The organism is Morganella psychrotolerans (genome assembly GCF_001676055.1).
Classification (GTDB): Bacteria; Pseudomonadota; Gammaproteobacteria; order Enterobacterales; family Enterobacteriaceae; genus Morganella; species Morganella psychrotolerans_B.
Window position 1 is genome coordinate 84,347 of record NZ_LZEX01000045.1, and the last position, 13,927, is coordinate 98,273.

The 13,927-nt window shown below is 48.3% G+C and carries 13 protein-coding genes and 1 pseudogene; 11 read left to right on the forward strand and 3 right to left on the reverse strand.

Annotated elements, in window-relative coordinates; translation table 11 throughout:
• From lolC to AYY17_RS19415, 11 genes and pseudogenes are all read left to right on the forward strand, one after another.
• Positions 1-1,203: a lipoprotein-releasing ABC transporter permease subunit LolC gene (lolC, locus tag AYY17_RS19370; RefSeq protein ID WP_067426505.1), complete on the forward strand. Its 1,203-nt coding sequence runs from the start codon at positions 1-3 to the stop codon at positions 1,201-1,203.
• Positions 1,196-1,891: a lipoprotein-releasing ABC transporter ATP-binding protein LolD gene (gene lolD / locus AYY17_RS19375; protein ID WP_067402701.1), complete on the forward strand. Its 696-nt coding sequence runs from the start codon at positions 1,196-1,198 to the stop codon at positions 1,889-1,891. The genes lolC and lolD overlap by 8 nt, the downstream gene beginning before the upstream one ends.
• Positions 1,888-3,135, forward strand: a complete 1,248-nt coding sequence (gene lolE, locus AYY17_RS19380) for a lipoprotein-releasing ABC transporter permease subunit LolE (RefSeq protein ID WP_067426508.1) — start codon at positions 1,888-1,890, stop codon at positions 3,133-3,135. Before lolD ends, lolE begins: the two co-directional genes overlap by 4 nt.
• A gap of 83 nt (positions 3,136-3,218) precedes the next feature.
• Entirely contained in the window at positions 3,219-4,067 is an 849-nt protein-coding gene (gene cobB, locus AYY17_RS19385; RefSeq protein WP_067426511.1) for a Sir2 family NAD+-dependent deacetylase, read from the forward strand.
• Between the two features lie 51 nt (positions 4,068-4,118).
• Positions 4,119-5,354: a peptidase T gene (gene pepT / locus AYY17_RS19390; protein WP_067426514.1), complete on the forward strand. Its 1,236-nt coding sequence runs from the start codon at positions 4,119-4,121 to the stop codon at positions 5,352-5,354.
• 269 nt (positions 5,355-5,623) lie between these two features.
• A complete protein-coding gene (locus AYY17_RS19395; RefSeq protein WP_067426518.1) occupies positions 5,624-6,184 on the forward strand; it encodes a fimbrial protein in 561 nt (186 codons plus the stop codon).
• Positions 6,185-6,238: 54 nt separating this feature from the next.
• On the forward strand, positions 6,239-6,907 hold the full coding sequence (locus AYY17_RS19400) for a fimbrial biogenesis chaperone (RefSeq protein WP_067426521.1): 669 nt from the start codon (positions 6,239-6,241) through the stop codon (positions 6,905-6,907).
• A gap of 48 nt (positions 6,908-6,955) precedes the next feature.
• Positions 6,956-9,048, forward strand: a pseudogene (locus AYY17_RS19405) (fimbria/pilus outer membrane usher protein); the annotation flags it as partial.
• Positions 9,049-9,180: 132 nt separating this feature from the next.
• Positions 9,181-9,378 carry a FimD/PapC C-terminal domain-containing protein gene (locus tag AYY17_RS22470; RefSeq protein WP_235845439.1) on the forward strand — a complete coding sequence of 66 codons (198 nt, stop codon included), beginning with the start codon at positions 9,181-9,183 and terminating at the stop codon, positions 9,376-9,378.
• Between the two features lie 10 nt (positions 9,379-9,388).
• Complete coding sequence (locus tag AYY17_RS19410; protein WP_067426525.1) at positions 9,389-9,796, forward strand: hypothetical protein; 408 nt, start codon at positions 9,389-9,391, stop codon at positions 9,794-9,796.
• 56 nt (positions 9,797-9,852) lie between these two features.
• Positions 9,853-10,410, forward strand: a complete 558-nt coding sequence (locus AYY17_RS19415; protein WP_067426530.1) for a fimbrial protein — start codon at positions 9,853-9,855, stop codon at positions 10,408-10,410.
• A gap of 74 nt (positions 10,411-10,484) precedes the next feature.
• Here AYY17_RS19415 and AYY17_RS19420 read toward each other — a convergent pair whose 3' ends face one another.
• The 3 genes from AYY17_RS19420 to phoP form a co-directional block, all read right to left on the reverse strand.
• Positions 10,485-11,606: a ribosomal protein uL16 3-hydroxylase gene (locus tag AYY17_RS19420; RefSeq protein ID WP_067426533.1), complete on the reverse strand. Its 1,122-nt coding sequence runs from the start codon at positions 11,604-11,606 to the stop codon at positions 10,485-10,487.
• 84 nt (positions 11,607-11,690) lie between these two features.
• Positions 11,691-13,157, reverse strand: coding sequence for a two-component system sensor histidine kinase PhoQ (phoQ, locus tag AYY17_RS19425; protein ID WP_067426536.1), 1,467 nt, complete (start codon positions 13,155-13,157; stop codon positions 11,691-11,693).
• A gap of 23 nt (positions 13,158-13,180) precedes the next feature.
• A complete protein-coding gene (gene phoP, locus AYY17_RS19430; protein WP_067402673.1) occupies positions 13,181-13,855 on the reverse strand; it encodes a two-component system response regulator PhoP in 675 nt (224 codons plus the stop codon).
• Between the last annotated feature and the right edge of the window lie 72 nt (positions 13,856-13,927).

Genomic DNA, 13,927 nt, shown 5'->3' on the forward strand with positions numbered 1-13,927 from the left:
ATGTTTCAATCTGTCTCATTTTTAATCGGTCTGCGCTATATGCGGGGACGGGGCGGGGATCGTTTTGCCCGTTTTGTTTCTCTGCTTTCCGCAATCGGTATCACATTAGGGGTCGCGGCGCTGATCACCGTCACGTCAGTGATGAACGGGTTCGAGCGTTCACTGCAACAAAGCATTCTGGATTTTATGCCACAGGCGGTGATAACCACACCGGCCGGTGTCCTGGATCCGCAGGCGCATCCGGTTTCTCAGCTCTCAGGGCTGCGTGATGTGGTACAGACTGCACCGATTGTCACCGGCGATGTGGTGCTGCAAAGCAGAGGGAATGTCGGAATAGCGACGGTGACAGGTGTTGATCCGCAGGGAACGGAGCCCCTGATGGCGCATCTGGTGAACACCCGCGCATCTGAACTGACGGCAGGACAATATCATGTTGTTCTGGGTGAGGGGGTGGCGGTAAAAATGGGACTGAAACGCGGGGATACTGTCCGTGTTCTGGTGCCGAATGTCTCACAACTGACGCCGATGGGGCGTATTCCCAGCCAGCGGTTATTTACCGTGGCGGGTATTTTTTCCTCGGGCAGCGAGTCCGATAAAAATCAAATTCTGATGAATCAGGACGATGCCGCACGTCTGATGCGCTACGCGCCGGGCCATATCACCGGCTGGCGGTTGTATCTGTCACAGCCTCTGATGGTGGACACGCTCAGTCAGCAGACTTTACCGGACGGGCTGACCTGGACAGACTGGCGTGTTCAGAAAGGCGAGTTTTTCCAGGCGGTACGCATGGAAAAAAATATGATGGGGCTGTTGCTCGGCCTGATTATCGCTGTTGCGGCATTTAATATTGTCACATCACTGGCGCTGCTGGTGATGGAGAAACAAACCGAAGTTGCTATCCTGAAAACGCTGGGTATGACGCGCGGCAAAATAATGCTGATTTTTATCATTCAGGGGGCAGGCGCGGGGATACTGGGTTCTGTAATCGGTATGCTCCTGGGGGTTCTGCTCTCTTCACAACTGAATATTCTGATGCCGCTGATGGGGCTTATTCCGAAAGGTATCGCGCTGCCGACGGTGATTGAGCCGTTGCGCGTGGTGGCTATCGGCGCGGCGGCAATGCTTATCTCTTTATTATCCACACTCTGGCCTGCGTGGCGGGCGGCAGCGGTACAACCCGCGGAGGCTTTACGTTATGAGTGAGTTATTACTGGCATGTCGTCAGTTATGCAAATCCTACCACGAGGGTGTGGTGGAAACAGATGTACTGAAACAGGTTAATTTTGAGCTGAAACGTGGCGATATGCTGGCGATTGTCGGCAGCTCGGGTTCGGGAAAAAGTACATTGCTGCATTTGCTGGGCGGGCTGGATTCACCGACCTCCGGTGAGGTAATTTTCAACGGAACATCACTCTCATCAATGAGTCAGAATGCGCTGGCGGCACTGCGTAATGAAGAAATGGGTTTTATCTATCAGTTCCATCATCTGTTGCCGGATTTTACCGCACAGGAAAATGTGGCAATGCCGCTGCTGATAAGCGGTATGGCGCGGGACAAGGCGCTGAAACAAGCGTATGAGATGCTGGAAAATACCGGTGTGGCACAACGTGCGTTGCACCGGCCTTCTGAGCTTTCCGGTGGTGAGCGTCAGCGCGTGGCGATCGCCCGTGCGCTGGTGAATAAGCCGTCTTTGGTATTGGCGGATGAACCGACCGGTAATCTTGATCAGCGCAATGCGCAAAGTATTTTTGACCTGCTCTCCGGGCTGAATAAAACCCTCGGAACTGCATTCCTGGTGGTGACACACGATCTGGCGCTGGCCCATAAAATGGGGCGGCAGATGGAGATGCGCGACGGGATACTTAATCCACAGCCGGAGACGGCGGTATGAATGCATTACCGCTGTCATTACTGACTGCGCTGCGCTTCAGTAAAGGGCGGAAAAGAGCGGGGATGGTATCGTTTATCTCTGTTATTTCGACCCTGGGAATAACGTTGGGCGTGGCGGTACTGATTATCGGGCTGAGCGCGATGAACGGATTTGAGCGTGAGCTGGAAAACCGCGTGCTGTCTGTTGTGCCGCAGGGGCAGGTTTCTACGGTTGAGCAGCCGTTTGATAACTGGGCGCAAAGTTTATTGCGCATACAGAAAACCCCGGGCGTTGTGGCGGCGAGTCCCTATATTGAGTTTACCGGGCTTGCGGAAAAAGGCACAAAACTTCAGGCAATGCAGCTGATGGGGGTTGATCCGCAGACACAACAGAAAGTCAGCGGGCTGGCGGATTTTGTTGCCGATAATGCCTGGGCGGATTTTAAAGCGGGTCAGAATCAGATAATCCTCGGCGATGGTGCGGCGAAAACGCTCGGTATCAAACCCGGTGAATGGCTGACCATCATGATCCCGAATAATGACAGCAGCGAGCGTCTGTTACAGCCGAAACGTATCCGTTTACAGGTTGCGGGCATTTTTCGCCTCAGTGGTATGCTCGACCACCGCCTGGCGCTGATCCCGCTACAGGATGCACAGCAATATCTGGATTATGGCGACGGTGTTACCGGTATTGAAATCCGGGTAAACGATGTTTTTAATGCAGATAAAATTGTGTTACAGGCCGCCGAAGCCAGCCGCGAACATGTGTATTACAAAAGCTGGATCAATGAATACGGTTATATGTACAGCGATATTCAAATGGTTCGCAGTATTATGTATCTGGCAATGATCCTGGTTATCGGCGTGGCGTGCTTTAATATTGTTTCCACACTCATTATTGCAGTAAAAGATAAAAGCAGTGATATTGCCATTTTGCGCACGCTAGGCGCAAAAGACGGCCTGATCCGTGCCATTTTTCTTTGGTACGGACTGATGACCGGGATGGTTGGCTGTATCAGCGGCGCGATACTCGGTACATTGGCGGCACTGAATCTGACACCGCTTATGCGCGGTGCGGAATACCTGACCGGACATAAACTCTTGTCCGGGGATGTCTATTTTATTGATTTTCTGCCGTCACAGCTGCAACTGACGGATCTTGTATATGTGATATTTACAACGATTGTGCTGAGTTTGATTGCAAGCTGGTATCCGGCACGACGAGCCTGCCGGCTGGAGCCTGCCCGTATTCTGAGCGGACAGTAAAACCGCAGAATATGTAATGACGTTGGATCCTTACAGCAAATGGATTACCCTGAACAGGGATTTTGATAAATAAAGGCCGGATTATGCGCAGAACACACAGATTAAGAAAGTTACGTAAACAGCGGCGGATGTTACGTCTGCGTTTTCACTTACGCTTTTTCTATCGTGATAAATGGAAAGCCGGAGAAATGGACAGGTTTAAACCGAAAGTGGTGGTACTGACCGGCGCGGGGATCTCCGCAGAGTCAGGTATCCGTACTTTCCGCTCAGAAGACGGTTTGTGGGAAGAGCACAACATTGAAGATGTGGCGACCCCGGAAGGGTATGCCCGTGATCCGCGTCTGGTACAGCAATTTTATAATGATCGCCGCCGGCAACTGCAATCCCCGGCTATTGCGCCGAATGCAGCACATCTGGCGCTGGCTGCGCTGGAACAGGAACTGGGTGATAACTTCCTGCTGGTGACACAAAACATTGATAATCTGCATGAACGTGCAGGTAGTGAGCGGGTTATTCATATGCACGGTGAATTACTGAAAATCCGCTGCACTATGTCCGGACAGGTTCAGTCACGAACCGGTGACCTCACGGTGGATGAGCGCTGCCACTGTTGCCAGTTTCCGTCACCGCTGCGCCCGCACATTGTCTGGTTTGGTGAAATGCCGTTTGGCATGGATGACATTTATCAGGCGCTGAGTGATGCGGATATTTTTATTGCTGTAGGCACATCCGGACATGTGTATCCTGCTGCCGGGTTTGTTCACGAAGCCCGGCTGAGTGGTGCTCACACGGTGGAGCTGAATCTGGAGCCGAGCCGGGTGCAGAGTGAATTTGAAGAATGTCATTACGGAGAGGCAAGCCGGGTGGTGGATGAATATGTCCGCAGCCTGATTGCACGGATTAACGACACTAAATCTGATTTGTCTCAATAACTCAATTTATGTTTCCCTGATAATAAGAAAACAATGTTATCGGGGGAACACATGGATAAGTTATTAGAGCGCTTTTTCGGGTATGTCTCGTTTGACACCCAGTCTAAGCCTTCAGGCAAATTGACACCAAGCAGTGACGGTCAATTCAGGTTGGCGCGTGCTCTGGAAAAAGAACTGAAAACGCTGGGGCTGTCAGATGTCTCGCTGGATGATAAAGGCTGTGTTATGGCCTCATTACCATCAAATGTTGACTGGCAGGTGCCGGTTATCGGTTTTATATCCCACCTTGATACATCACCGGATTTCTCCGGGCGTAATGTGAATCCTCAGGTTCTGGAAAACTACCGTGGCGGTGATATCGCACTCGGCATCGGTGATGAAGTACTGTCTCCGGTGATGTTCCCGGTTCTGCACACCATGCTGGGTAAAACCCTGATCATGACGGATGGCAAAACCCTGCTCGGCGCAGATGATAAAGCAGGTATTGCTGAAATTATCACCGCAATGGTCCGCCTGAAAAACAGCGACATTCCGCATGGTGATATCCGCATTGCTTTCACGCCGGATGAAGAAATCGGGCGCGGTGCTCAGTATGTGGATCTGAAAAAATTCGGCGCTCAGTGGGCATATACCGTGGATGGCGGTGGTGTTGGTGAGCTGGAATATGAGAACTTTAATGCGGCGGCGGTCTCTATCCGTATTGAAGGAAACAACGTTCATCCCGGCAGTGCCAAAGGCGTGATGGTCAATGCACTCTCGCTGGCAACCCGTATTCATAATGAACTTCCGCCGGAAGAAACTCCTGAAAATACCGAGGGTTATGAAGGGTTTTATCATCTGCAAAGTATCAAAGGAACCGTTGAACGCGCGGAGATGAGTTATATCATCCGGGATTTTGATCGTAATAACTTTGAAAAACGCAAAAATAACATGATTGTCATTGCTGAAAAAATCGGCAACGGTCTGCATCCGGATTGCTATATTGAGCTGACTATTGACGACAGCTATTACAATATGCGTGACCATGTGGTGAAACACCCGCATGTTATTGAACTTGCCAAACAGGCAATGATTGACTGTGATATTGAGCCGGATATCAAGCCTATCCGTGGCGGTACTGATGGCGCACAACTCTCTTACCGTGGTTTGCCCTGCCCGAACCTGTTTACCGGGGGGTATAATTTCCACAGTAAGCATGAGTTTATTTCGCTGGAAGGGATGGAACAGGCAGTATCAGTTATCATGCGGATTGCAGAATTAACTGCACTTGATATGAAAAATAAATAAATCAATTATATTTCTGATTTAAATTAGCTATCAATAAGCCACCTGAATATAGGTGGCTTTTTTATTAAATTAATCTAAAAATAATAATATTATAATCATTACAGATAGCGTAATTAATTTTATTATCCGCTATTTATTTTTTGTTTTAAATGTGTTTATTATTTGCTGGTATATTGTGCCGCCTGTTAACCTCGTTGGTTTATATGCTCTCAGATAATATATTGTTACGTGGTTATTAATAACATAACCAAATATAAGGTGTGATATTGATGTTTAATTTAAAAAGTAAGTTAATGGTTTCAGCTTTAATTGTGTTCACAGCAACCTCATTTGCAGATGATCCTGCTGAAATAGCAGTAGAGCCAAAAGATCCTGAATATATTGACGGAAGTATTAAATTTAAGGGTTTGATAACTGACTCAAGTTGTAATATTACTCAAAAAGAGCAGGAGGTCGAACTTGGAACACATTCTGCAGCTGTTTTAAAAGAAATAAACAGCCGTACCAATCCTGTGGAATTTACTATTGATATTAAAGATTGTTCTCTGTCTATGAGTTCATTAACGATCGCAATGAATGGTGTGGCTCATGCAGATAATAATGCCATTTTCGCACTTAATACAAATGAAGAAAGTGCCGGTAAGGTTGGTATCCAAATTTCGACAGAAGCAGGTGACCCGGTTACCCCTGCAGGAATTAGCGAAAAAATTACATTACGCCAGGATTCACGCGATTATTCAAAAACGTATGCTGCTAACTATCTGGCGACCGGTCTGGCAACACCGGGACCTGCAAATGCAACCGTAAACTATACCGTTACTTATAATTAATTAATTACAGGGTGGTAATACGGATTGCTGCCCTGCTATATCAGATAATTTTTTATGAAAAAAAACATCATTTATTTTATCACGTTATGGATGGTATGCAGCCAGGCATATGCGGGGATTGTGGTCGGCGGAACCCGGTTTATCTATCCTCAGAGCCGGAAAATGATCACTGTGCCGGTTGAAAATACGGATAGTGAACGACCTTACTTAATCCAGTCCTGGATTGAGGATGAAGATGGCATTAATAAAACGAAAGATTTTGCGATAACACCGGTTATATTTCAGTTAAATAAAAAAAAGAAAAGTATGTTTCGTGTTTTATTGCGTAAGGCTGATTTAAAATCAGACAGAGAAACCTTGTTCTGGCTGAATGTTAGGGGTATTCCTGCAACAGAGTCAGATGCTGAAAATAAATTACAGGTTGTTATTAATTCTAAGTTTAAATTATTTTACCGTCCGGATGGATTAACAGAGCCTGATTTTAATAAAATACAGTATGAGACATCAGGCAGAAAAATAAAAATACTGAATAAAACACCCTATCATATAACAGTAAAGAGTATTGATATAAATAAAAAAGAACATTCTGTTTCCGATATGATCCAGCCTTTTGGCGAGTTGATTGTTTCAGCTAATGTCATTCATGAGGGAAATGATATTGTTATTAATTATATTAGTGATCTTGGCGGGGTAATCAGCAGGCCAGTAGTTTTCAATAATTAAAAAATAACTGCGGATATATGTATTTAAAAAAAAACTCATCTTATATTTATGATTGTGTCTGGTATATATTCCGTCAGCACATTCAGTAAACCGTATTTTAACCCGGCGGCTTTGGGCATCGGCAGCACGGATTCTGCAATCGATATTGTACAGTTTCAGCAATTGAGTGAACGGCAGTTCCAGACTGAAGGCCGTTATTTTGTCTCTGTGTCTGTTAATCAACAGGTACAATCCGGACAGTGGATTGAGTTTCGTTACCATCCTGTCCGAAAACAGCTGTTACCCTTGGTTTCCCGCAAGCAGTGGCTTATGTGGGGACTACGCTCTGATGCGGGTGCTGAATTTGAACGTGTGGATGACCAGGTTCAGATTGACGATATCACGCGGTTAGTCAGTGCGGTGAATGTTACATTTGATGCCGCACAGCAGTCACTGGATATTATTATTCCGCAGCGTTTTTTTGTGCCGGCCGACCAGCGGAGCGGGGATATGTCGCAGTGGGATCACGGTATAACCGCATTTTTACTCGACTATGATTACCGCATATTTCATACACGTGACCGTCACTATTATGATACCCGGCACTCTTTATCACTGCGCAGTGGTTTCAATTATGGTGCATGGCGCTTCAGACATCAGGGATACCTGGATAAAACGAAGGAAAAGTTTTCATGGCAGTCACAGCGGAGTTGGCTGTATCGCCCGGTTGCACCGCTGAAGAGTGAATTGCAACTGGGTGAATTGTTCAGCAGTGATCCTATATTTGACAGCCGTGCTTACACCGGCGTCCATCTTATCAGCCGTGAAGAAATGTTTGCGCAGAATCAGCAGGGTTATGCACCTGTTATCAGAGGAATTACGGCACACAGTGCACAACTGACGATAAAACAGCAGGGAATGATATTGCGTCAGATGTCATTACCCGGTGGCGAGTTTGAGATTAATGACCTTCATAATGGTCTTCAGGGTTCAGATCTTGAGGTTCTGATTGAAGAGGCGAACGGCACTGTTCAGCACTACTTTCAACCCGGCGCTTATGTCCCGGTCATGCTGCGTGAAGGGCGGACAAAATACAGCCTGGATGCAGGGAAACGCACCGGACAGAAGAATGAACACAGTACCTGGTTTATGCAGGGAACGGCTGCATACGGTATCAATTCCTCCTGACGCTGTACGGAGGTGGATATACGGCACACCGGGCAATAAGCGGCGGAATGGGGGCAGGTGTTAATATGGGGGCTGCGGGCGGGATTTCACTGGACTGGCTGACACATCAGGCAAACAGGCTTCGTTATCAGCGCTATCGTATTAATTATCAGAAAATTATCCCACCGACAGGGTCTTCCTTTTATCTGAGGGCGGGCGAAACCATTCATGGTTCAGATAATACCGGACAGGAATATAGTCCTATATCTGCCGGACGGCGGTGGTCGGGTCAGTTTCAACAGTCCCTGGCGGGATGGGGAAGTCTGTCTCTCAGCTATCGTTACAGTGAACGGACGCCACACCAGCGCCACCGCCGCGTGAATCACCGCCAATCTGACAAAGTATGGGATGCGGGCTATCACGGCAGTATGCATTATATCAATTACGGTGTGAACTATCAGTATCGCAGCAGCGGGGCTTATCAGCACGCAGATAACCGGATATCTGTCTCATTTTCGGTTCCGCTGGAATTCGGCACACAGCAGCTGCGAAGCCATTTTTATTACTATCATCAGGCCGCCGGTTCCGGGACTCAAACCTCGGTAAGTGGTACTGCTGGTGATTATTATCGCCTGAACTATACATTACATCATGGCTATCAGCATAAAATGGGTACTCACCAGCGTGGAGGCGAAATCTATTCGCGTTATGGCAAAGCGGATTTACAAGCTGGTTTCAGTTCTGACGGAAACCGTAATGTCTGGAATGGCGGTTTACAGGGAAGTGCGGTTATTCATCGTAACGGGGTAACTCTGTCACGTCCGCTGGGGGAAAGCAATGCGCTGGTGGATATGAACGGAGTTGAAAATATCCGCCTTATGAACTCCAATGCGGCTGCCACGGATAGCCGCGGGTTCAGCATTATTCCGCAACTGAGTAATTATAATCATAATACTGTTTACATCGATCCGGAAACATTACCTGCTAATGCCGATATAGCCGACCCGGTTCAGATAGTTATTCCGTCAAAAGGTGCGCTGGTTGCGGTCCGGTTTGATGTTCAGGAAGGGCACCGTGTCATTTATGTCCTGAAAACAGTGACCGGCAGTGTTCCGTTCGGTGCTTTTGTGCAGGTAAAAAGAGACGATGGCAGTACGGTAAGCGGGATTGTTGGTGATGATGGGGAAGTGTATCTGAGCGGTTTACCTGACAGCGGATTATTACAGGCGAAATGGGGCAATAGTCCCGTGCAGCAGTGTGGCTCAAAAATTGCTGTTCCCCCTGAAAATCAGGGGCTGGTAACAATGACACTACAGTGTCAATGAGGGTAACTGAATGATTTATGACATTATATATGTAGGAAGAATGGGTATTGTCTGTGTGTTGCTGAGTATCTGTCCCGCATATGCAAAAGCCGCCTGTACCACGCCGGAGCCTGACATTATGCTGACCCCGGATATACATCTTGCTGAAATCAGTGAACAGTTACCGTTAATGGCGCCGATAGCCGGTCCTTTTTATTCGGGAGTGGCACAGGGCTACCACTGTATTTTTGCCGAAGACACCACAGTCTCGTTTGGTATCGCTGCATTTGGTGAAAAAATCGGCACAACGTCGGAAGGGCATTCGGTTTTTATCTGTCGGAAGGGGTTGGTTATAGTCTGGGGGGCAAAATTGACTATCCCGGCTGTCCGACAGATACGTTTTATATTGACGGTAGCAATAGTCAGGGGACTGATATAGATAAAATTATCTGCCGCGATCGTCGTGTAAAAGGTGAACTTCATTACCGGGGGCGCGTGGCAGTGATATTGCACAAAACAGGCGCTATTCCCGGGAACAAAATACCAGCGGCACAAGTGGCAAAGTTTACCATGATGAAAGATAACACATGGTATTCGGCAATAAGAGAGCCCTATGTCCATTTTTCCGGTTTTAGTATCCGTCAGCAGGCCTGTGATATTACCGCTCCCAATGAAATTGATCTGGGGCGTGTATCACGGACTGATTTTCGCAGGAAAGGATCCGTTGCCACAGGCAGTGTGCAGGAATTCATTATCGGATTACGGTGCAGCCAACTGAATGGTGCAGAGATCAAGTTGAGTGGTATACATTTTAATGCAGGAAATATGGCCGGTACGCTGAAACTTAGCCGGGGTAAAAACGGAGCAAAAGGTATTGGTATCCGGATAACCAGGCAGGGGGTGCCGGTGACGTTTAATCAGTGGATGTCTTTTGACCGCATAGCCGCGCGGAATGCAGAAATTCGTTTGCAGGCAGCATTGATACAGACACGGGATATCATTGAGCCCGGTACGGCAGAGGCGGTACTTGATTATACTATCCGCTATCTGTAATATTTTTTTCGCTGTTGGTAATAAAAAACGCCACGAAATCGTGGCGTTTTACAGTTAATCAATCATGTGAATGATTAATCATCAAAATACCAGTAGCCGCTATTAACCAGTGCAGTCAGTAATATAATAAACTGCGGATCACTGAAGGCATCGCCCAGCATATCTGCGGTGACTTCATCATATTGGCAGAGCACATCTGCGGCTTCAATATGCGGGGTTTTCAGCTCTTCGCCGTTGACAAAACAGGTGTCACCGACGCGCAGAACCCGCAGACCGTTAAGGCGGAATAATGATTCGCCCTGAGCCATCAACGCCTGAATATCATCAGGGCTGTACGCCGGTTCCGGTTGCGCCAGATCTAATTCATGACGGGACTGAGAAATATATTCCCCGAACCACTGACGGAACACCGCGGGCTGATCCAGCAAATCCTGCATCATGCGATGGAGCTTGGTTAACTCACCCTGCTGGATAAGCGCCGGATTGTCACGGAAGGAGAGATCCGGATCACTGTAGCGATAGCTGCCCATATCGTTTGCAATCACATAATCGGCAAAGCCACTGAGTAATTCACGGGCATTCGGCGCGCGGAAGCCGACAGAGTAGTTCAGTGACTCCTCAATCGCATAGCCCTCATGCGGGAATCCCGGCGGAATATAAAGAATATCTCCCGGCACCATTTCATCATCAATAATGGCATCGAACGGGGCAACCTGAAGTAGATCCGGGTGCGGACAGTGTTGTTTCATCGGGATTTTTTCCCCGACACGCCAGTGGCGGCGTCCCTGACCCTGAATAATAAAGACATCATACTGATCCAGGTGGGGGCCCACACCGCCGCCCGGTACAGAATAAGAGATCATCAGGTCGTCGATACGCCAGTCAGACAGGCAGCGGAACGGTTTCATTAAGGCGGCGGACGGAAAATGCCAGTGATCGACTGCCTGTACCAGGATTGACCAGTCTTTTTCACCTAAATCGTCAAACTCCTGAAACGGGCCGTGGCGCACATCCCATTTACCATTGAAGCGGGTAACCATGCGGCTGCTGACATCATCTTCCATCGCGAGTCCCGCCAGTTCATCCGGCGAAATCGTATCACGGAAGTTGCGAAAGCCACCTTTGATCAGTAAAGGGCGTTTTTGCCAGTGGCTTTCCATAAAGGACTGCCAATCCAAATTCAGTTCATAATCCATAGTTACGCCCTCAATGAGAAAAAAGAAAAACTATATGATCAGTATGTTGCATAACTATAGTGAAAGAAAGCATAAAAACCGGGGTCAGTCGTCACTCTCATCATGTGCCTGACGGCGGAATGTGATAGTAATGCGCGCACCACCCAGCGGGCTGTCGGTTACAACGGCTCCGCCGTCATACTGCTCCAGAATATCTGTCACGATAGCAAGCCCCAGTCCCTGTCCCGGGCGCAGGGTATCTGCCCGCTGCCCCCGGCGGAAAATCAGCTCCCGCTTATCTTCCGGCACACCCAAACCATCATCATCGACAATCAGGATCACGGCATCATGATGCCACTGGGCGGTCACTTCCACAAATTCAAGGCAATATTTGCAGGCATTTTCCATAATATTGCCCATCACTTCCATAAAATCATTTTTCTGACCAAGCCAGGTGATATCCGGCGGAATATCAACAGTAATATCAACGCCTTTGCGCTGATAAACTTTGGATAAGGCACTGGCCAGACTGTCGATCAGGGCAGGGACTGAGGATATTTCACGCATCAGCAATGTGTTGTCGCCGCCGATATTGGCACGATGCAGATAATAGCCGACCTGTTGTGAAATCCGCCCGATCTGCTCAAGCATAATCGGTTCAGCGGTATCAATTGTCATATCTTTTCCGCTGCGCAGGGAGCGCAGTGTGCTCTGCAATACCGCCAGCGGGGTTTTCAGGCTGTGCGTCAGATCGGACAATGTCCGCTGATAGCGCGTATAGCGCTCGCGCTCATTGTGCAGCAGCAGATTCAGGTTGCGCACCAATCCGCGCAGCTCGGTGGGCGGCTGTTCATCCAAATCGTCCCGTTCGCCTTTTTCCAGTGCGCTTATCTGCCCGCTGAGAGCATTAATCGGCCGCAGACTCCAGTGTGCCGCCAGCCAGATAAGCGGGGTGAGCAAAAAGAGATTAGCGAGAACCACATACCCGAACCATTCCCAGACCTGGAATGTTTTCTGCAAATCCTGCGGAATGGTATCCACGACCACGATGGTCAGCGGCGGCAGATTATTGGTTTCGCCGTAGCGGCTGACAGAGACGGAGTGGATCATGCGCCCGTCATTATCTTCATCCAGGTCATTGATGCGGATATCGGCTGTGGAAAACAGCGGGGTATTGGCCAAAATCGCTTTGGTGGCTTCAAGAGAGGTATTCAGATCATACAGACCCTCTTTGGTCAGCCATTTGGGCGGGATAGCTTTTTCAAGGGCATCAATCTGATGCTGACGCCAGAGCAGGTTCTGGTTTTTATCATAAATCAGCACAACAGAAGGGGAATTAAGGGTGAAATTCGGCGGAAAGCGGATATTGAGTTTTCCGTCTTCCCACTGAGACAGGCTGTAGAACAGATTGCTCTGGCTGCGCAGCATGGTATAGGTGGTTTTATCAAAACTGACCAGATAACCGACAATGGCAACCGCCCCGTAAGACAGGGTCATTGCCAGGATCACAGCAAAAGTTGCCAGTAAAAACCGGGTTCGCAGCGAGAACGGACTTTTGGTTCGCATTGTCATGCGAATTACCTCAGTGGCGTAATTCAGGATTTGGCGTCGAAACGATAACCCTGACCACGGACAGTGACGATGGCATCCACATCAGTGAAGACCAGGATTTTTTTGCGAAGCCGTCCCATCAGCACATCAATAGTGTGGCTTTCACGCAATTCCGCATCCGGGTAGAGTTGGCGCATCAGGGAATCTTTACTGACCACTTTACCATTATCACGCATCAGTGTTTCAATAATCGTGTATTCAAACGCAGTCAGTTTAACGGTATTGTCACCGACCAGAAACTCTTTACGGGAGAGATCGATAATAAAGATACCCAGTTCCAGCTTCTGTGAGGCCAGCCCGCTGTTACGGCGCATTAATGCCTGCATCCGTGCAACGATCTCTTCAAGCTGGAAGGGCTTTGTCACGTAATCATCAGCACCGGCATTGAGGGCGGCAACTTTCTCCTGCCAGCTTTCGCGGGCGGTGAGCACCATAATCGGGATTTTTACCTGCTGCTGACGCCAGCGGGCGATCATGGTCATACCATCTTCACCGGGCAGCCCGAGATCAACTACCGCAATATCAGGCTGACTTTCCTGAAGGAAATAATCCGCTTCTTTTGAATCTTCCGCAGCGTCCACCTGATGCCCGAGTTCACGGATCTGAACCATCAGGTGATGACGAAGTAAGTTGTTATCTTCAACAATAAGTACGCGCATACACAATTCCTTACAAATACAGATATTCCGATAGGAAACTGACGTGAATTGTAACAGTTTACCTGAATGAAG